The 19,094-nt window shown below is 61.4% G+C and carries 21 protein-coding genes; 7 read left to right on the forward strand and 14 right to left on the reverse strand.

Annotated elements, in window-relative coordinates:
* The first annotated feature begins 2 nt into the window (after positions 1–2).
* Both argH and V6607_RS10140 read left to right on the forward strand, forming a co-directional pair.
* Complete coding sequence (argH, locus tag V6607_RS10135) at positions 3–1,508, forward strand: argininosuccinate lyase (protein ID WP_023659030.1); 1,506 nt, start codon at positions 3–5, stop codon at positions 1,506–1,508.
* Positions 1,509–1,519: 11 nt separating this feature from the next.
* On the forward strand, positions 1,520–3,343 hold the full coding sequence (locus V6607_RS10140) for a dipeptide ABC transporter ATP-binding protein (protein WP_003207919.1): 1,824 nt from the start codon (positions 1,520–1,522) through the stop codon (positions 3,341–3,343).
* A 44-nt stretch (positions 3,344–3,387) separates the two neighbouring features.
* On the opposite strand, the gene V6607_RS10145 is transcribed toward V6607_RS10140, so the two are convergent.
* From V6607_RS10145 to V6607_RS10170, 6 genes are all read right to left on the reverse strand, one after another.
* Positions 3,388–3,684 carry a DUF3144 domain-containing protein gene (locus tag V6607_RS10145; protein ID WP_003207921.1) on the reverse strand — a complete coding sequence of 99 codons (297 nt, stop codon included), beginning with the start codon at positions 3,682–3,684 and terminating at the stop codon, positions 3,388–3,390.
* Between the two features lie 82 nt (positions 3,685–3,766).
* The gene (locus tag V6607_RS10150; RefSeq protein ID WP_102605055.1) at positions 3,767–5,059 is read right to left on the reverse strand and encodes a sorbosone dehydrogenase family protein; all 1,293 of its coding nucleotides are present in this window, start codon (positions 5,057–5,059) and stop codon (positions 3,767–3,769) included.
* Complete coding sequence (locus V6607_RS10155) at positions 5,056–5,484, reverse strand: DUF2231 domain-containing protein (RefSeq protein ID WP_134326046.1); 429 nt, start codon at positions 5,482–5,484, stop codon at positions 5,056–5,058. The genes V6607_RS10150 and V6607_RS10155 overlap by 4 nt, the downstream gene beginning before the upstream one ends.
* A 123-nt stretch (positions 5,485–5,607) precedes the next feature.
* A complete protein-coding gene (gene proP / locus V6607_RS10160) occupies positions 5,608–7,110 on the reverse strand; it encodes a glycine betaine/L-proline transporter ProP (protein WP_134326047.1) in 1,503 nt (500 codons plus the stop codon).
* Between the two features lie 128 nt (positions 7,111–7,238).
* A complete protein-coding gene (locus tag V6607_RS10165) occupies positions 7,239–8,129 on the reverse strand; it encodes a bestrophin family ion channel (protein ID WP_134326048.1) in 891 nt (296 codons plus the stop codon).
* An 86-nt stretch (positions 8,130–8,215) separates the two neighbouring features.
* Positions 8,216–8,722 (reverse strand): GNAT family N-acetyltransferase, encoded by a 507-nt coding sequence (locus V6607_RS10170; protein WP_134326049.1) that lies wholly within the window; start codon positions 8,720–8,722, stop codon positions 8,216–8,218.
* Between the two features lie 101 nt (positions 8,723–8,823).
* Here V6607_RS10170 and V6607_RS10175 point away from each other — a divergent pair, with 101 nt between their 5' ends.
* Complete coding sequence (locus V6607_RS10175) at positions 8,824–9,732, forward strand: DHH family protein (RefSeq protein ID WP_134326050.1); 909 nt, start codon at positions 8,824–8,826, stop codon at positions 9,730–9,732.
* 78 nt (positions 9,733–9,810) lie between these two features.
* Positions 9,811–10,506: a tRNA (adenine(22)-N(1))-methyltransferase TrmK gene (locus V6607_RS10180; RefSeq protein ID WP_134327639.1), complete on the forward strand. Its 696-nt coding sequence runs from the start codon at positions 9,811–9,813 to the stop codon at positions 10,504–10,506.
* Positions 10,507–10,509: 3 nt separating this feature from the next.
* On the opposite strand, the gene V6607_RS10185 is transcribed toward V6607_RS10180, so the two are convergent.
* Entirely contained in the window at positions 10,510–11,364 is an 855-nt protein-coding gene (locus V6607_RS10185) for an aldo/keto reductase family oxidoreductase (RefSeq protein WP_134326051.1), read from the reverse strand.
* Between the two features lie 71 nt (positions 11,365–11,435).
* Between V6607_RS10185 and V6607_RS10190 the strand changes: the two genes are divergently transcribed.
* A complete protein-coding gene (locus tag V6607_RS10190; protein ID WP_023659027.1) occupies positions 11,436–12,068 on the forward strand; it encodes a TetR/AcrR family transcriptional regulator in 633 nt (210 codons plus the stop codon).
* 92 nt (positions 12,069–12,160) lie between these two features.
* Positions 12,161–13,024 (forward strand): DNA/RNA non-specific endonuclease, encoded by an 864-nt coding sequence (locus V6607_RS10195; RefSeq protein WP_102368489.1) that lies wholly within the window; start codon positions 12,161–12,163, stop codon positions 13,022–13,024.
* 19 nt (positions 13,025–13,043) lie between these two features.
* On the opposite strand, the gene V6607_RS10200 is transcribed toward V6607_RS10195, so the two are convergent.
* The 7 genes from V6607_RS10200 to V6607_RS10230 all read right to left on the reverse strand — a co-directional run bounded on the left by V6607_RS10200 (position 13,044) and on the right by V6607_RS10230 (position 18,121).
* Positions 13,044–13,223, reverse strand: a complete 180-nt coding sequence (locus V6607_RS10200) for a DUF1289 domain-containing protein (protein ID WP_003207939.1) — start codon at positions 13,221–13,223, stop codon at positions 13,044–13,046.
* A 4-nt stretch (positions 13,224–13,227) separates the two neighbouring features.
* Entirely contained in the window at positions 13,228–13,599 is a 372-nt protein-coding gene (locus tag V6607_RS10205; RefSeq protein WP_134326052.1) for a hypothetical protein, read from the reverse strand.
* 1,260 nt (positions 13,600–14,859) lie between these two features.
* Positions 14,860–16,074, reverse strand: coding sequence for an MFS transporter (locus tag V6607_RS10210; protein ID WP_003214526.1), 1,215 nt, complete (start codon positions 16,072–16,074; stop codon positions 14,860–14,862).
* 5 nt (positions 16,075–16,079) lie between these two features.
* Positions 16,080–16,409, reverse strand: a complete 330-nt coding sequence (locus V6607_RS10215) for a hypothetical protein (RefSeq protein WP_134326053.1) — start codon at positions 16,407–16,409, stop codon at positions 16,080–16,082.
* Positions 16,410–16,411: 2 nt separating this feature from the next.
* Entirely contained in the window at positions 16,412–16,975 is a 564-nt protein-coding gene (locus tag V6607_RS10220) for an isochorismatase family protein (RefSeq protein ID WP_003214524.1), read from the reverse strand.
* 28 nt (positions 16,976–17,003) lie between these two features.
* The gene (locus V6607_RS10225) at positions 17,004–17,453 is read right to left on the reverse strand and encodes a hypothetical protein (protein ID WP_003214523.1); all 450 of its coding nucleotides are present in this window, start codon (positions 17,451–17,453) and stop codon (positions 17,004–17,006) included.
* 275 nt (positions 17,454–17,728) lie between these two features.
* Positions 17,729–18,121 (reverse strand): tautomerase family protein, encoded by a 393-nt coding sequence (locus V6607_RS10230; protein WP_003214522.1) that lies wholly within the window; start codon positions 18,119–18,121, stop codon positions 17,729–17,731.
* Between the two features lie 107 nt (positions 18,122–18,228).
* Here V6607_RS10230 and V6607_RS10235 point away from each other — a divergent pair, with 107 nt between their 5' ends.
* Complete coding sequence (locus tag V6607_RS10235) at positions 18,229–19,092, forward strand: LysR family transcriptional regulator (protein ID WP_134326054.1); 864 nt, start codon at positions 18,229–18,231, stop codon at positions 19,090–19,092.
* The last annotated feature ends 2 nt before the right edge of the window (positions 19,093–19,094 follow it).

A 19,094-nucleotide genomic window follows, 5' to 3' on the forward strand; every position in this document is an offset into this window, starting at 1 on the left:
AAATGTCGAATTTACATGCCAACGAAACACTGTTAACCGACGCTCGCCTGAGTGCTCCTCCCGCTGAACGCATGGTCAAGTACCATGATATTCCGGCACTTGAGACCGAGAAACGTCAGTTTCACGAGTTTGTCGAAGTGGACCTGGCGCACACCGTGATGCTGGTTGAACAGCAGATTCTTTCTGTGTCGGTCGGGCAAGCCATCCTCGCGGAGCTGCGGTTGATTCGGGACATGGTTCCCGCCGACTTCCCGTTTGATGTAAAGAAAGGCAGCTTCCTGCTTCAGGTTGAATCGTACCTTTTCTCCCGGATCGGCGAAGACTCGGCCGGGCAGATGCACACCGGCCGCAGCCGGATAGACCAAGGGGCAACGGTACGCCGCCTGTACGACCGCAAGCGCATCCTGGCGGTGCTGGACCGTATCAATGAGTTCCAGGTGGCGTTGATTCAGAAGGCCTCCACGCATTCGGGCACCATCATGCCCGGCTACACCCATATGCAGCATGCCCAGCCCTGGGTGTTCGGCCACTACCTTTTGAGTTTTACGTCGAGGCTGCACGACAGCTTCAGCCGCTTGATGCACGCTTACACCCGGGTCAATCGCAACCCCCTTGGTGCCGTCGGCCTGGCCGGCACGTCCTGGCCGCTGGACCGTGGGCGCACCACGCACCTGTTGGGGTTCGACAGCCTGGTAGAAAACTCCAAGCTGGGCCGCGAAGCATGGTACGCAGCAGAGACGATTGGCGCATTGTCCTTTGTCATGGCCGACCTGAACGACCTGGCAACCGACCTGCATATCTGGTCGAGCGTCGAATTTGGAACGGTGGAAAGCCACGACGGCTATTGCGGCACCAGCAGTATTTTCCCGCAGAAGAAAAACCCCAGCGGCTTGGAAACCATCAAGAAAGCTGCAGGTGGATCGGTGACCTGGCTCAGCACGGCCCTGGCCACTTTCCGGTCCGAAGGTACCGGCGACCAGGCGATGCGCGACCTGCCGTTGATCCATGATGCGCTGGCCACCACCGAAGGCATGCTGGACCTGTTTACCGGCATCATTGAAACCCTGGTGGTGCATGAGGACCGGATGACAGCCCTGCTCTCCGGGAGTTGGTGCACCGCCAGCAACCTCGCCGATGTGATCGTTCGGGACCGGGGCATCTCTTTCCGCCAGGTCCACCACATCGTGGCCCGCCTGGTGCGTAACTGTCTGTACGAGGGCGTGGCTCCTGCCGGGGTGACCGGCGCCGCACTGGATCAAGCCAGCGTGGAAACTGTCGGCTCAACCCTGGGCTACTCGGATGCCCAGGTCCGCGATGCTTTGAACCCGCGCCGTTTTGTCGAGACCCGCACTTCCGCGGGCGGCGTCGGCCCGGACGAGGTCCGGCGATTATTGTCGATCGCCCAGAACGAACTGGAGCAGGACCGTGAGTGGGTTGCGCAGAGCCGGCGCAAGGTCGATCAATCCCGTGCCGACCTTGACGCGGCCATCTCGGCGATCGTCGATTAAAGGAGCGCCCCATGAACGAGAATTTGGTAGCCCGGGTGAAAAACCTGAGTGTCGGCTTCGGCACCAGAGGGCGCGAGACGCCGGTGGTGCGCGATGTGTCCTTCGAGGTGATGCGCGGTCAGACGCTGGCGATCGTGGGTGAGTCCGGCTCCGGCAAATCCGTCACCTCAATGGCGATGATGGGCCTGATCAAGCGCGCCGGCGGACGGGTGCTTTCGGGCTCGATGGAGCTGCAAACCAGGAATAACCAGATTGTCGACCTGGTGGCGGCGCCCGAGTCTGTCATGCGCACACTGCGGGGCTCGTCCATGTCGATGATCTTTCAGGAGCCCATGACTTCGCTGAATCCGGTCTTCAAGATCAGCGCGCAACTCATCGAAGGCATCTTGCTGCATCAGCGGTGCAGCCGTGCGCAAGCCGAAGCCCAGGCATTACGCATGCTGGACCTGGTGCGTATTCCGGATGCGAAGCAGGTCATGAACCGGTTTCCCCATGAGCTTTCCGGCGGCATGCGCCAACGGATCATGATTGCGATGTCGCTGGTCTGCGAGCCCACACTGCTGATCGCCGACGAGCCGACCACAGCGTTGGATGTGACGGTGCAGGCGCAGATCCTGCGGATTATCAAGGAGCTGCAAGATAGCCTGGCCATGGGTGTGATCTTTATCACCCACGATATGGGCGTGGTGGCGGAAGTCGCAGACCATGTGATGGTGATGAAGAAAGGCGAGACCGTTGAGCAAGGTCCGGCAAGGGCAGTGCTGCAGGAGCCCAAGCAGCCCTACACCCGGGCATTGCTGGCGGCTGTTCCAAAAATCGGCTCAATGCGTGGCACTCAACTTCCCGCAAAATTTGCCTTGATCGATGATGACGTCGCAGCGGGTGCAGAACCTGCGCCTGGCGTGGCCCCGGACTACCAGAGTCCGCCGGTGCTCAGAGTCGAGTCGTTGTCCATTCGGTACGACCTCAAAGGTGGTCTCCTCGGGAAGGTCCGGCGCCGTGTGCATGCCGTCGAAGGCATCGACTTTGATATCTACTCAGGTGAAACGCTGGCCCTGGTGGGCGAGTCCGGGTGCGGGAAATCCACCAGCGCTCGTGCGATTGCCGGGCTGATGCCGATACAGGGCGGGAATATCGTTTTCGGTGGCAAGAACCTTACGACGTTGAACAAGAGCGATATGAACTCGCTGCGCCGCGATATCCAGATGGTCTTCCAGGATCCCTATGCATCCCTGAACCCGCGTCTCACGATCGAGAACAGCCTGCTGGAGCCGCTGCATGTTCATGGCATTGCACATGGCGCGCAAGCACGAAAGCAGGTGCGAATATTGCTGGAGAAGGTGGGGCTGTCGGCGGAGCATGCACAACGCTATCCGCACGAGTTCTCGGGTGGGCAGCGACAGCGGATCTGCATCGCGCGGGCGCTGACTCTGTCTCCGAAGCTGATCATCGCCGATGAAGCCGTCTCGGCGCTGGACGTGTCCATTCAAGCCCAGGTGATTAATCTCCTGCAGGACCTGCAGCGCGAGATGGGCATTTCATTCCTGTTTATTTCCCATGACCTGGCGGTGGTCGAGCGGGTCAGCCACCGGGTCGGGGTGATGTACCACGGACGCATCGTTGAGATCGGGCCACGCCAGTCAGTGTTCGAGCAGCCTCAGCACCCTTACACCCAAAGGTTGCTGAGCGCGGTGCCCTCGGCGGACCTGAACGTGCCCAGAAAGCCGTTCAGCCTGATGGAGGAGAGCGTGCCCAGCAGGATTTACGAGGTGGGCTACAAGGCTCCGCCGATCAGTTACCGCGAGGTCGCCGCGGGCCACTTCGTTGCAATTTGAGCGCCGGGTATCACAGGTCGACACACCGCCCTGTGCGGGCGGGTTCAACTGCCCTTAACGAGCATGTACTTGCTGAAATTGTTGATGTGATCATCAAGATTATCCTCAAGCATCATCCGGTACTGATCACAGAAATACTTCAGCATCGCCTCACGGGCCTGGGCCATTTCTTCGCCGGATTTAAAGCTGCGTGCGCTGACCCAGGCATTGAAGCGTGTGGTGCCGAACATCATCGAGGCGCTGACTTTGCCCAGGTCGGCGAACGCCCTGAACTGCTCGTTGGACAGCTCGATGTGCGCGTCCGCGCGATCATAGAAGCCGTTGTCGGTGGTGTCTGGCATTGCGGTTACCTTCCTGTTCGTGAGTGCGGCGAAGGTACCGCCGCGCTCTACAGGAAGGCAACCACATCGGCCGCTTCAGGCCTTATTTATTGCGCGTCACCCTCCACACCGTGTTGGCCAGGTCATCGGCAATGATCAGCGCACCCTTCGGATCAACCGTGACCCCCACCGGCCGCCCGCGAGTCTTGCCATCGTCCCCGCGGAAACCCGTGGCGAAGTCCAGCGGCTCACCGGCAGGCCGGCCATTGCTGAACGGCACGAAGATCACCTTGTAGCCCACCGGATTGTCCCGGTTCCAGCTGCCGTGCTCGCCGACGAAGACGCCGTCGGCATATTTCTCGCCCATGGCCGGGATGGAAAAATCGACGCCCAGCGCGGCGACGTGGGAACCCAGGCTGTAATCCGGCTTGATCGCGGCGGCGACCTTGGCCGGGTTCTGCGGTTGGGCGCGGGTGTCGACGTTCTGGCCCCAATAGCTGTAGGGCCAGCCGTAGAACTCGCCTTCGCGCACCGAGGTCAGGTAATCCGGCACCAGGTCCGGCCCCAGTTCATCCCGCTCGTTGACCACCGCCCACACCTGCCCGGAGCCCGGCTGAATGGTCAATGCCGTCGGGTTGCGCAAACCGGTTGCATAAGGCTTGTGGGCACCGGTGGCGGCGTCGATCTGCCAGACCATCGCCCGGTCGATCTCAACCTCCATGCCGCGTTCGGTGATGTTGCTGTTGGACCCGATGCCCACATACAGCGAGCGGCCATCGGGGCTGATCGCCAGGGATTTGGTCCAGTGATGATTGATCGCGGCGGGCAGCTCGGTGACGGTGGTGGGCGGGCCACCGGCCTTGGTCTGGCCGTCTTCGTAGTCGAAGCGCACCAGCGCATCCTGGTTCGCCACGTACAGCTTGCCGTCGGCAAAGGCCAGGCCGTAGGGCGCGTTGAGGTTTTCGGCGAACACGGTTTTCAACTCGTAGGTGCCGTCACCGTCGGCATCGCGCAGCAGGGTCAGGCGATTGCCGCCCTTGACCTTGGTGTTGCCCTCGGCCTTGATCACGCTGGCGATCACATCCTTGGGCTTGAGTTTCGCTGCGCTGCCGCCCCGGCCTTCGGCGACGAGAATGTCGCCGTTGGGCAGCACCAGGGTCTGGCGCGGGATCCGCAGGTCGGTGGCGATGGCCGTGATGCTGAAACCCTCGGGCACCGTGGGTTTCTGCTCGGCCCAGGCCACCGGTTCGGCGATCTTCATGCTGGGCAACAGGCCGCGCTGGGGTTCCGGCAGCTTGGGGTCGGGGCCGCGAGCCTGAGTGCTGTCGGCTTCGCCACCGCAGGCGCTCAACAACATCGCCATGCTTAAAACGGTCAGCGTGCTGGAAGGCTTCATTGGGCACCTCCGGAGCGCAGGTTGGTCAGCCCGACCCACGTGGTCACGCAGGCCAGCAGGGTCACGATGGCGGACAGCACCAGGCCCGAAGGCATCACGGCCCAGGCATCCTTCGCATGCTCAAAGGCATTCACCAGGCCTAGCGCCCAGGTCACCAGCAACAGCAGGAAGTACACCGTGGGGCGCCCGGCCTTGCGGTCGGCACGCAGCAGGTTGACCAGTGCAAACAACCCCGCCAGCCCGCAGAACAGCAGGGCGCCGGCGATCAGCCAGGCGGCGAAGTTGCTCCATTGGATCTGGTAGGTCTGGTAGTAGGCAATGTCGCTCAGCAGGGCGCCGAGAAACAGCGGGACGGTACCGGCCAGCAAGGTCGCGTGAAGCGGACCAGGCGTGCAGCGGTAGGTGAGGGTGGTGGTGTCGGTCACGGGCGGCTCCTTATCGTTGAGCGGCCCTGATGAGGCTCATCAGGGCCGCGCTGACTGCGCTTAAGGAAGGAGCGTGCTGCTTGCGCGTTAGTTCACCCGCTATTCGTTTCCAAATATGTTGCGTCAGTTGATGCGTGGATGTTGCTGCACCAGGTTTTCGCGCCTGGCTTCCAGCTCGGCGATTTGCGCGTCGATGTCTTCGATCTTCTGCTCGATATTGTCTTCGTGCTCCTGCAGCAGCTCCTTGGCTTCCTCGATATCCGACGCCGCCGGTGCCGCACCGCGCAGGGGTTTGTTGGCGGTTTCCTTCATGGTCAGGGCGGTGAAAAGCCCCAGTACGGCGAATACCATCAGGTAATAGGCCGGCATGTACAGGTTGTTGGTGGTCTCCACCAGCCAGGCCATGGCGGTTGGCGTGAGGCCGGCAATCAGGATCGAGATGTTGAAGGCGCTGGCGAGCGCGCTGTAGCGGATGTGGGTAGGGAACATCGCCGGCAGGGTGGACGCCATCACGCCGATAAAGAAGTTGAGCACCACCGCAATGATCAGCAGCCCCGAGAAAATCAGCCCGAGCTTGCCGCTGTTGATCAGCATGAACGCCGGAATGGCGAGAAAGAACAGCGCGATGCTGCCGAACAGAATGAAGGGTTTGCGCCCGATCTTGTCGCTGACAAAGCCAATCATCGGCTGCACGAACAACATGCCGACCATGATCGCGATGATGATCAACACGCCGTGGTTTTCGCTGTAGTGCAGGTTGTGCGACAGGTAGCTCGGCATGTAGGTGAGCAGCATGTAGTAGGTGACGTTGGTCACCACCACCACGCCGACACAGGTCATCAGGCTGCGCCAGTGCTTGGTGGCGACTTCCTTGAACGAGACTTTCGGGCCGCCCGCCAGGCCTTCGCGGTCACCTTGTTCGAGTTGCTCCACGTGCTGTTGAAAGGCCGGTGTTTCTTCCAGGGCATGACGCAAGTAGAGCCCGATCATGCCCAGCGGCAGGGCGAGGAAGAACGGCAGGCGCCAGCCCCAGGACTGGAAGGCGTCTTCGCCGATCACCGCCGAAATCAGCACCACCACGCCCGCGCCGAGCACGAAGCCGGCGATGGAGCCGAAGTCCAGCCAACTGCCGAGGAAGCCGCGCTTGCGGTCCGGGGCGTATTCGGCGACGAAGATCGAGGCACCGGTGTACTCACCGCCCACCGAGAAGCCCTGGGCCATCTTGGCCAGCAGCAACAGGATCGGCGCCCAGATGCCGATCGAGTCATAGGAGGGGATCAGTCCGATGGCGAAAGTGCTCAGGGACATGATCACGATGGTCGCCGCCAGGACCTTTTGCCGGCCGTATTTGTCCCCCAGCCGGCCAAAGAACAGGCCGCCCAGCGGGCGAATCAGGAACGGCACCGAGAAGGTCGCCAGGGCCGCGATCATCTGTACGCTGGGAGACGCTTCGGGGAAGAACACCTTGCCCAGCACATAGGCGACAAAGCCATACACCCCGAAGTCGAACCATTCCATGGCATTGCCCAGCGCAGCGGCGGTGATCGCCTTGCGCATCTTGGCGTCGTCGACGATGGTGATGTCATCCAATCCAATCGGATTGACGGTTTTCTTGCGTGATTTCATGGGAATACTCAGCCGCAGGTCCATTTCGATGCCACTGTTTTGGTGGCATGCGCTTAATGGGTCAGATACATGCGGACACTGAATAATTCACCACTGGCTGGATTTTTTTGTTAACGGCCCGGCAAGGATTAACTGATCCGCTCGCCCCCCAGGGAATCACGCTGCATCGACTGCAGGTTTTTCTCGATGGTTTCGCAAAGGGCTTCCATCTGGATCTGGTGCTCGCTGTCGCGGAACGGGCTTTGCAAATCGGTGCCGATGCGTTCGATGGCCAGCAGCATGAAGCCCACCACCGTGGACGCCAGAGGGGTGAACCAGCCCAGGGATTCCACCAGGCCCACCGGCACGATCAGGCAGAACAGCGAGATGAACAGCCGCGGGAAATACACGTAAGGGTAGGGCAGCGGCGTATTGGCGATGCGCTCCATGCCGCCCTGGCTGTTGGACAAATCCACCAGGGTCGACTCCAGCCGCGCCAGGCGAATGCTGTCCAGGCGCCCGGCCTTGTATTCCTGGGCCAGCAGGGCTGCGGAGCCGTTGATGATGTCGTTGGAAAAGTTATTGGTACTGGTGCTGCGGGCGAACTCGTTGGCCGGCAGGAAGGCGCGGATTTCATCCGGGCAAGGCTGGCCCCGCAAGTGCGCCGCCAGGCAGTTCACATACGCCACGTGACGGCGCAGCAAGGTCGCCTTTATCGGGTTGACCTCATTGTCCGGGTCATCCAGCAGCGTCAGCACTTGCCGGGCGAAGCTGCGGGAATTGTTGACCATCGCCCCCCACAACGTGCGTGCCTCCCACCAGCGGTTGTAGGCGCTGCTGTTGCGGAAACTGATCAGCACCACCAGCGCCGAGCCGAGTAGGGTGAGCGGCATCAGCGGCAGGTTGATCTTGCTGTTGAGGAACAGCATGAAGTCCACGGTGACGGCGATATCCCAGAGCAGCAGCCAGAACAGCGCCCAGCCTACATAGCCCATGGTCTTGATGATCAGGCGGTATTTTTTGATGATGGCAGCTTTCAAACGGAAACCTCGCGGCGAGCGGTAAACATCAATGCCCTAGCTCGGACGGTGTTTACCGGGTAAAGGTTCGCCGGGGGGCCGGGTCTTCAGGCCTGGAATGTCAGGACAAAGCGGTTTTCGCCCTGGGGCTTGCCGTCCGGTGCGGGCTGGTCGGGCACGAAACCGCAGCGGGTGAGGACTTTTTGTGAGCCCACATTCTCGGGGTACACGTACGCCACCAGTTGGGTCAGTGCCCAGCGCGCCTGTGCCTCGCGGATCAGATGGTTCAGCGCCAGGGTTGCCAGCCCTTGCCCGCACGAGCGCTCACCCACGCGGTAGCCGACTTCGGCAGAGCCCTTTGGCGAGTCGATGCTTTTCAGGTTGGCGCGACCGACGATTTCGCCGTTGGCGTCTTCGATCACGAACGGGTGCCATGTGCCGGTGGCCAGGCCTGATAGATAACCGTCAATATGCTCGGCGACGCCCTGCACCGAGTAAAACGATGGGTCGCGCGCCTCGATATGCGACTCGAACCAGTCACGGTTACGGGCTTCGAAGGTCAGCAATGCTTCAGTGTCCGTACTGCTCAGCTCGCGAACGCGAAATGACGTCATTGCTCGAATCTCCAGGGTTGTTCTGTCCATTTAGTCATGTTTTCGTCATAAAGGCGTGTGAAATTTGCCTGCCAAAAATATGAAATCATGGAGTTTTTCCGATGAGGGTAGTCACCTCCGGCTCGGCGTATCTGGACATCGATGCATACGCCTGCTGCATTGCGTATGCCGAGTTGTTGAATCGTCAGGGAATCGAGGCGCGTGCCGTCAGCAGTGCTCCACTGAATGCCAGCATCTCCAGGACCGTGCTCGGCTGGCGATCGTCACTGGATGACTACCGACCCGAGCCCGGCGATGAGTTTGTGATGGTGGATATCTCGGACTTCCACCACTTCGACCCGGTGGTCGTGCTCGATCAGGTGGTGGAGGTGATTGACCATCACCCGGGGTTTGAAACCTATTGGGCGCAGAGGCTGGGAAGTGCCGCAGACATCCGTTTGATCGGTGCAGCAGCGACGCAGGTTTTCCTGCGTTGGGAAGCGGCCGGGTTGTTGCCGCTGATCAGTGAGCACAGTGCCGCGCTGCTGGCCACGGCAATCCTGGACAATACCCTGAATTTTACCGGGCAGTTGACCACCGCGGCGGATGTTCGGGCTTATGAAACCCTCGCGCTGCTGGCGAAACTCGCGGCAGACTGGCCTGAGCGGTATTTCTCCGAGTGCCAGGCCACTATCGAGTCAGACCTTGCAGGCGCGTTGGCGGGTGACCTGAAGTGGCTGAAAGCCGACAGCAACCTGCCGCAGGTTTTTGCGCAGATGACGGTGTGGGATGCCGGTGCGCTGATCCGAAAGCATCGCTCGACCATCGCTGATTGGCTGGCGGCGCAGGGGGAGGACTGGCTGGTGAATCTCATCAGTATCCGCGAGTGCAGAAGCTATTTCCTGGCTGAGCCCAAGGTCAGCCAGGAAAAACTGAGCCAGTTGCTTTCCATCGACTGGCAGGCCGGGATGGCGGTGCTGGATCGTTCGCTGTTGCGCAAGGAACTGGTAAGGCTGGCGGCCACTGATTGACGGCGCTCACCAAAGTGACGTTCCTCTTTGATGAACCCGCAATACAATGGCCAGGGTATTACCGAAAAGGAACGGCAGTTGAACGAACACACATTGTCCATGCGCCTTGAGCGCGTGGCGACGCACGTCCCCGCCGGGGCGCGCCTGGCGGATATCGGCTCCGACCACGGCTACCTGCCGGTGGCATTGATGCGCCGCGGCGCCATCGTGGCGGCGGTGGCGGGCGAGGTGGCCCTGACGCCGTTTCGCGCAGCCGAGCGCACGGTGCGCGAGAACGAGCTGGAGCAACACATCACCGTACGCCTGGCCAGTGGCCTGGCGGCGATCGAGCCGGGAGACGGGATCACCGCGATCAGCATCTGCGGCATGGGCGGCGAGACCATCCGCGATATCCTCGACAGCGACAAGGCGCGCCTCAACGGCCGGGAGCGCCTGGTGCTGCAGCCCAACGGCGGCGAGCAACCGTTGCGCCAATGGCTGATGGAGAACGGCTACCGCATCGTGTGCGAAGAGCTGCTGCGGGAAAACCGATTCTTCTACGAAATCATCGTTGCCGAGCACGCCGGGCCTGTGACCTACACCGCCGAAGAACTGTACTTCGGCCCACTGCAAATGCAGGCCCGCAGCCCGGAATTCCTGCTCAAGTGGCAGCGCATCCTGCGCCACAAACAGCAGACCCTGAGCGACTTCGCCCAGGCGCGGCAAGCGGTGCCCGAGGACAAGGTGCAAGAAGTCGCCCAGCAGGCGCGGTGGATCGCAGAACTGCTGGCGTGAGGGTCAGCCTGCGAGGGTGTTCAGCTCTGCGAGTACCTCATCCGAAAGATCCAGCTCGCCCACCGCGATGTTTTCCCGTAGATGGGTGAGCGAGGACGTTCCCGGGATCAGCAGGATATTCGGGGAACGGCGCAGCAGCCATGCCAGGGCCAGTTGCATCGGGGTGACGCCGAGGCGCTGTGCGACGTTCGACAACACCGCTGACTGCACTGGCGAGAACCCGCCCAGCGGGAAGAATGGCACATAGGCAATGCCGTCCCGGACCAATTCGTCGAGCATCGCGTTATCGTGCTGGTGGGCGATGTTGTACAGGTTCTGGACGCACACGAAGCGCACGATTTTTCGCGCCTCGGCGACCTGCGTCGGGGTAACGTTGCTGATGCCGATATGGCGTATCAGGCCCTGTTGTTGCAGCTCGGCAATGGCACTCAGGGGTTCCTCGATCGAGCCTTCGGCAGTGCCCATCACGCCGTGCATGGCCCGCACATTCACCACGTCCAGCACATCCAGGCCCAGGTTGCGCAGGTTGTCGTGCACGGCCTGGGTCAGCTCGGCCTTCGACGAAGCGTTGAACCAGGCGCCATCGTCGCCACGGCGGGCGCCTACCTTGGTGACGATCGTAAGATCGTCTTTATACGGGTGCAGTGCCTCACGAATAATCTGATTGGTGACATGCGGCCCGTAGAAGTCGCTGGTGTCGATATGGTTCACGCCGCAAGCGACGGCCTCGCGCAGTACGGCCAGCGCTGCATCACGGTCCTTGGGCGGGCCAAACACGCCTGGGCCGGCCAGTTGCATGGCGCCGTAGCCGATGCGGTTGACGGTGCGATCGCCGAGATTGAATGTGCTGGTGGTCATGGTCGTAGCTCTTGCTTGACGGGAGGAAGCCTATAATATGAAGGATCCTTCAGGTTTAGAATTCGCATTCCATGAGCCCTCTCAAAGCGTCGTTAAAGCCAAGAAAATCAGCGGTCCAGGCCCGGTCGGCGGCGACGGTGGAAGCGCTGCACACGGCAACCCTTCAGGTTTTGACCGCTCAGGGCCTGGTCCGCTGCACCACGACCCGCGTGGCCGAGCGGGCGGGCATGTCGGTGGGCAGTCTCTATCAGTACTATCCGAACCGCGATGCACTGCTTGCTGCGGTATTGGAGAAGCATCTGGTGCAGGTGGCCGAGACCGTCGAGCAGGCGTGCGATCAACACCAGGGCACCACGGTGGCGGAAATGGCATCGGGGTTTGTCACGGCTTTTCTCGCCGTGAAGCTGATGGACCCGACGGCGTCCAAAGCCCTGTATGCCATCGCAGGTGAGCGGGGCGGTGCGGAGCTTGTGGCGCGGATCAACAAGCGGGTGGTGGCCGCGATTGCAGCGATGTTGGCGACGGCGTCGGATGCCCGGTTTGAAGACCCATCCCTTACCGCCGCCATCTCGCTCAGCGCGGTGGTGGGACCGGTTCGGGCGTTGCTTGAAGGCAATGCATCTGCGGCCTTTGAAGCCGGCCTGGAACAGCAGGTGACCCGCATGCTGCGAGCTTATCTTCAAACCTATCAGTCACTTACGTAAACCGTGTTCAGGGTATTTTGCAGCGCTGCTTCGCACTAAAGTCACATCCATGGGTCCATAAGCCCCGCAATCGAACTTTGAAGATTTAACCCATGCACCTACGCAAAATTGCAGTTGGGCTGTCGGCCCTTGTTTTGCTCTCCACCGGGGCGCAAGCCCGTGGCCTGCTGGACCTCATCACACCACCTCAACCCCATACCTCCCGCTCGGGCTCCATCAGCCAGGGCGCGGCCCTGGATCTGTATTCAAGCCAACAGAAAAAGCCATCGTTCGACAGTTGCGCCGACCTGTTCCCGGCCGCACAACCGATCAACACGGCCACCGTGCCGGCCACCATGAAACCCCTGGCGCTGTGTTCCGATAATTTCGCGGTGCTGTACTCGCAAACCAGCAAGACCCCGCTGGTGGTGGTCGAACGCCTGAATGCCGGCCAGTTGAAGGATGCCAAAGGCGAAGAACGCACCAACCAGTTCTACCCCGACCCGCGTATTCCCAAAGGCGCGCGCGCCGAGTTGAGCGACTACCGTGGCCAACACCCGGCCGTGGACCGCGGCCATCAATCCCCGGCGGCGGATGCGCCGAGCACCAACGCCATGGCCCAGTCCTTTGCGCTGTCGAACATGGTCCCGCAAGACCCGACCAACAACCGCAAGATCTGGAGCAAGGTCGAGGCGGACGTGCGCAAGTTTGCCAAGCGCGCCGACGGCAATGTGTTCGTGTTCACCGGGCCGTTGTTTGACCCGGGCTACAGCACCATTGGCGACAACAAGGTCTGGGTGCCGACCCGCCTGTTCAAGCTGGTTTACGACGTGTCGTCCAAGCGCGCCTGGGCGTATGTACTGCCCAACGCTGAAACCCGTATCGAGAAGCCGATGGACTACGCGACGTTTGTGAAAACCACCGGGCTCAAGTTGCTCGGGAATTTGCCGGTGACGGGGTCAGTCGGGCGTACTTGACGGCCTGAAACCGGGTGCGTCACTTGCCCTTTTTCAACGTCTTCAAGCGCAACGTTGCGCGCTGCACAGCGGCCATCTTCTCTGGCCGCTTCATCTTTTTCCATTTACGAATATCGTCCTTGGTGCGTCCACAACTCACGCACAGCTCACCACTGAGCTGGCAGGTTGAGACGCACGGGTTCTCGATATCTTTAGCCAAGGCTTTACCCCTTTACCGCATACAGTTTGAGCAGGCGCAGGCGCCAATTACCGCCATGCTGCAGGTGGCATTCTTCCTCGGAGTCGAAGCGCACGTAGCGGTCCGAAGAAGGGCGATCCACCCCGGCATCCTCCAGCGCGGTGGCCGTCAGTTCGCGCATGCGCAGGTCCAGTCCGGTAGAAAGGGCCAGTTCCCGGTTCGCCCTGGTATCGAATACCCAGATGACCAGCAGGCTTTGGGCAAAGGCCTGATAGTCGACTTCGTGGGTCAGCCAGTCGAAGCCGGTGATTTCGGCTTTCGCGATCTCACAGGCTTCGGTCAGGGTCGCGACCAGGCGACGTTCGATGCGTGCGCTGTCGCGTTTGCTTGAAGACATGGGGAGTCCTTGAGGAGCGAGGAGGGTGATGATACGCGAGAGATCTACTGAGGGAGCTGTCGAGCTTTAGCGAGGCTGCGATGGCGGACTGGCAGGCGACATCTTTATTGCCTGACAGGACCTCTTCGCAGCCTCGCTGAAGCTCGACAGCTCCCACACTGGATTCGTGTTGCCCTTCAGATATTGATCGTTCCCACGCTCTGCGTGGGAACGCCGCCTCGGACGCTCTGCGTCCAGCTGACGATGCAAGGTTCAAGTCCTGCGCAATGGTGACGCGGAGCGTCACAGGATGTATTCCCACGCAGAGCGTGGGAACGATCAACTGTGCGAGCCTGCGAAGATCAACTGAGGGAGCTGTCGAGCTTTAGCGAGGCTGCGATGGCGGACTGGCAGGCGACATCTTTATTGCCTGACAGGACCTCTTCGCAGCCTCGCTGAAGCTCGACAGCTCTCACACTGGATTCGTGTTGCCCTTCAGATATTGATCGTTCCCACGCTCTGCGTGGGAACGCCGCCTCGGACGCTCTGCGTCCAGCTGACGATGCAAGGTTCAAGTCCTGCGCAATGGTGACGCGGAGCGTCACAGGATGTATTCCCACGCAAAGCGTGGGAACGATCAACTGTGCGAGCCTGCGAAGATCAACTGTGGGAGCTGTCGAGCTTTGGCGAGGCTGCGATGGCGGACTGGCAGGCGACATCTTTATTGCCTGACAGGGCCTCTTCGCAGCCTCGCTAAAGCTCGACAGCTCCCACACTGGATTCGTGTTGCCCTTCAGATATTGATCGTTCCCACGCTCTGCGTGGGAATGCCACCTCGGACGCTCTGCGTCCAGCTGACGATGCAAGGCTCAAGCCCTGCGCAGGGGTGACGCGGAGCGTCACAGGATGTATTCCCACGCAGAGCGTGGGAACGATCAACTGTGCGAGCCTGCGAAGATCAACTGAGGGAGCTGTCGAGCTTTAGCGAGGCTGCGATGGCGGACTGGCAGGCGACATCTTTATTGCCTGACAGGACCTCTTCGCAGCCTCGCTGAAGCTCGACAGCTCCCACACTGGATTCGTGTTGCCCTTCAGATATTGATCGTTCCCACGCTCTGCGTGGGAATGCCGCCTCGGACGCTCTGCGTCCAGCTGACGATGCAAGGTTCAAGTCCTGCGCAATGGTGACGCGGAGCGTCACAGGATGTATTCCCACGCAGAGCGTGGGAACGATCAACTGTGCGAGCCTGCGAAGATCAACTGTGGGAGCTGTGTTGCCCATCACATATTTTTAGGCCGATCCAGCTTGCGCGTCATGGTGTACACCGCCACGCCGGCCGCCAGGATGCCCGAGGCCGCGCCGACCGCCAACGCCCAGCGCGGGCCAAGATGGTCGGCCACCCAGCCCACAATCGGTGCGCCAATCGGTGTGCCGCCCAGGGCCACGCCCACCCGCAGGGCGATTACCCGGCCGCGCATGGAGGGTTCGGTGGTGAGTTGCATCAGGCTGTTGGTGGTGTTGCTGAAGGTCAGCGCGCCCACGCCGATGATCACCAGCGCCCCGGCGAACAACCAATAGTTCGGGGCAATCGCCGCCAGCGTGCAGCCCACCCCGAACACCAGCGCGCCGATCAACAACGCCTTGAAGTGTGGCCGCTCGCGACCGGCTGCGAGCAGCGCCCCGGCAACGGTGCCGATGGCCAGGGTCGACGTCAGCAGGCCATAGCCGCGGGCATCGGCGTGGAACACGGTGACGGCCATGGTCGAGATGAAGATCGGAAAATTCATGCCGAAGGTGCCGATCAAGAACAGCATGATCAGGATCGCCATCAGGTCCGGCCGCGCCCACACATAACGCAGGCCTTCAGTCAGGCTGCCCTTGGTGCGCAGCGCCCGCAGGCTGGTGTGCAGGCCGGAAACCCGCAGCAGAAACAGCGAGGCCAGCACCGCGAAAAAACTCGCGCCATTGAGCAGGAACGCCCAGCCGGTGCCCACCGATGCGATGGTCACGCCGGCCACCGCCGGGCCAATCATGCGCGCCATGTTGAACGAGGTGGAATTGAGCGCGATGGCATTGGACAGGTCCGCTTCGCCCACCAGCTCCGCCACGAATATCTGCCGCACCGGTGCATCGAAGGCCGAGGCGCAGCCGGACAAAAACGCGAACACATACACGTGCCACAGCTGCACGATGCCGGTCAGGGTAAACACCCCCAGCATCAGCGCCAGCACGCCCATCACGCCCTGGGTGACCATCAGCAGCTTGCGCTTGTCGTAGTGATCGGCGGCGAAGCCGGTCCAGGGCAGCAACAGCAATTGCGGCCCGAACTGCAACGCCATGACGATGCCGACGGCCGACGCGTTATGCGGCGTGAGCTGGGTCAGCACCAGCCAGTCCTGGGCCGTGCGTTGCATCCAGGTGCCGATATTCGACACCAGGGCGCCGGCGGCCCAAATGCGGTAGTTGACGCTGCGCAGCGAGCGGAAAATGCCCATCGAACTCACACCGGCCCTGAGGAATGACCACCGTTGAAGCGCCCGAAATGCTGCGCCAGGAATACACTCAGGGCCAAGGCCCCGAGCCCGAGGGCGAGCACATCAGCGGTGCTTTTGAGGTCGAAGTCCCCGACCCGGCAGACCAGCACGTAGCCGACCACCAGGTTGAGAAAACCCCAGAGCACATTCAGCGTCGAGGAGGACCGCCCCTGGCCGCGCGGCTTGGCAAACGGCGTCTGGAAGGACTGGCCCATCAAGCCACTGAGGCAATGGGGCAGCGCGTTGGCGAGCAATCCGCCGCCGAAGAAATAAGAAACCAGCTCATGCCATTGCATCGTCACGCACCCCTTGTTTCAAGCAAGCCGATGATCTCCTGCGCGGTGCCGGTTTCCCCCAGCTTCGGAAATACCTGGTTCAGGCTGTAGTGATGGGCCTCGGCGTTCGCGTCGGTCATGGCATCGACGGCCAGGGTCACGTTGAAGCCGGCCTCGTAGGCCTGGCGCGCGGTGGACTCCACGCCGGTTCCGGTAGCAACGCCGGTGATCACTACTTGAGTCACGCCGAGTGCTTTGAGTTGCGCCTCAAGATCAGTGCTGGCGAAGGCACCCCAGGTGCGTTTGGTCACCCCAATGTCGCCGGGTTGCTGATCGAGTTCGGGCAGCAGGTCGGCCCATCCCGGTGGAAATACATCGCTGCGCCGTGGCCGCTCGGTGCGCCCGGGGGCGAAGCCTGTGACGTTGACCAGCACCACCGGCATGCCGCGCTCGCGGAACGCGTCGAGCAGTGCACGGGAGCGTTCCACCACGGCGCCGATGGGGTGGATGAACGGGTATTCGGCGATGCCTTTTTGCAAGTCCACGATGATCAGCGCGGTGTTGGGATCCAGCAAGGTGACGGCCATGGGAGGTCCTCGAACGGATAGAAGTGGCTCAAAAGTCGGCGAGGCGCTCCAGCAGCTTTACCGCTGCCGCGAGTTCAGCTTGTTCTTCGGCAGACAGTTGCTCCTGCAGCGCCCGCAGCAGCCAATCGTCCTTGGCCGCCCGGCTGGCGATCAGGTGCTTACGAAAGCCGGGAGTCAGCTCGATCAGGGTTTGGCGCCCATCGCTGGGGTCGGGTTTGCCCCTGATCGCTTTCATCGTTTCCAGCCCGGCCACGGTGATGCGCATGGACTGCGGCCGCACGCTCTCCGCCCTGGCCAGGGCCGAGACGGTGCTGGGCCCGTCTCGGTCCAGGCGCAGCAGCACCGACTTCTGGGCGGAAGTGAAATCGTTCGGATGGGTTTGTTCCCGCAGCCGGCGTATCAGCTTGCCCAGGGAGATGCGCAGCTCGGCAGCCAGGGCGGCGGATTGGGTTTCGGAGGTGATGGAAGGTTTGTTCATGCTCGGACATTAGCATGCGTGCAGAAAAACTGTACAGTTTAGCTGTATGAATTTTTTGTCATAAAAGCCCGCGTCAACGGTCCTTTTGCCGGGGCGTTACCTGGTGTCGCGGCTGGGCGTGCTGTCGTTCATGGACCGGGATGGTGCAAGACCGAATGCTATGTGGGTGACCGATTGTTGGGCGTGGATGATGAACGGGTTCTGCAACTGTTCACGGACTTGATGAGCCGCGCATTGACCTGATCGATATTCATGCGCGGCTTTTTCCCGGCCTATCAAGTGTGTTGATAGCGGTACTCCTGAGTCACCCCTTCATAGCCGTAGGCACTGGCCCGGCAGTCGATGATGTGCACATTGGAGTGTGGGTGCAGGTTGCCGATCAACTCCGCCAACAGCGTGTAGGCTTCACGATGAAAACGCGCCTTTTGCGCCTTGGTGTTGGTCTCATCGGTCACGGTGACTTCCAGGCGGAATGCGTTGCGCCCATGTTCGGCCAGCGAGCGGTTATGAATGAACCACTGGTCATGCGGTACAAAATCGAGAATCAGCAAGGTCTGCTCCGGGCGTTTCTCGAGCACTTCACAGGTCAGTGCAGTGAGCTGCGGGACGAGCTGGCGGACCAGTTCGGGATTGCGTTCTCCGGAGATTTTCAGGGTGATGCCTGGCATGGTGAGTTCCTCGTAAGGGTAGGGTGAGGTACCAGATTAAGAAAATTACTCGGATCTGAAAAACGGGAAGATATAATGATATCTATCGGAAAAAACGCAGGTTAGACATGCGCCCCTTTGACCTTGAGCAACTGCGCTCCTTCGTCACCATCCTGGAATCCGGCAGCCTTTCGGCGGCCGCGCCCAAGCTGTGCCGTTCCCAGTCCGCGCTCAGTGAGCAACTTCGCAAGCTGGAAACCTTCACCGGCGTGACGCTGCTGGAGCGCGGCAAAAAAGGCGTGAGCCCCACACCTGCCGGAGAGCGCCTGCTGGCACATGCGCGTGAATTGCTCGCGCTGAGTGACTGCGTGCTTGAGGATATGCGCGGCGTAACCTTGAGCGGCGAACTGCGTCTGGCCATCACCGACTATTTTTTGCCCAGCGCCATCGCGGGTATGTTGAAGGGTTTGCGCACGCGATATCCGCAGCTTCGGTTGCATGTTTCGGTGCGCAAGAGCCTGCAAATCGAAAAGGGCGCCAACAGCGGCGAATTCGACATTGGCCTGTCGATGCGCATCCTCGATGGTCGCAGCCTTCCCGAAGGCATTCCCGTACGACGAGAGGCCCTGCGGTGGGTGGCACTCAGTGGGTTCGACGCACAGCACGAACTCGTGGCGCCGCTGCCGTTGGTGGTACTTCCCCAGGATTGCAGCTTGCAGCGGTTCACCATCGACCTGTTGGATGCGCGCGGGGTGCCGTATGTCATTGCGCATTCCGCGTCCGGGGTGGCGGGCCTGCAATCGGCACTGCTGGCGGGGCTGGGCGTGGCGTGCCTGAACAGCTCGGCCGTGCCTGCCGGGGCCGAGGCATGCCGGTCGATCCAAACGCTTCCGGCGCTGCCCGATGTCGAGTTCAGCCTGTTACCGCCGCGTCCGGGCGAGGCTTCGCTGGTCAGTGCAGTGCGAGAAATGTTGATCACGCACTTTTCCTAGCG

The organism is Pseudomonas sp. KK18 (assembly GCF_037094675.1).
Taxonomy (GTDB): domain Bacteria; phylum Pseudomonadota; class Gammaproteobacteria; order Pseudomonadales; family Pseudomonadaceae; genus Aquipseudomonas.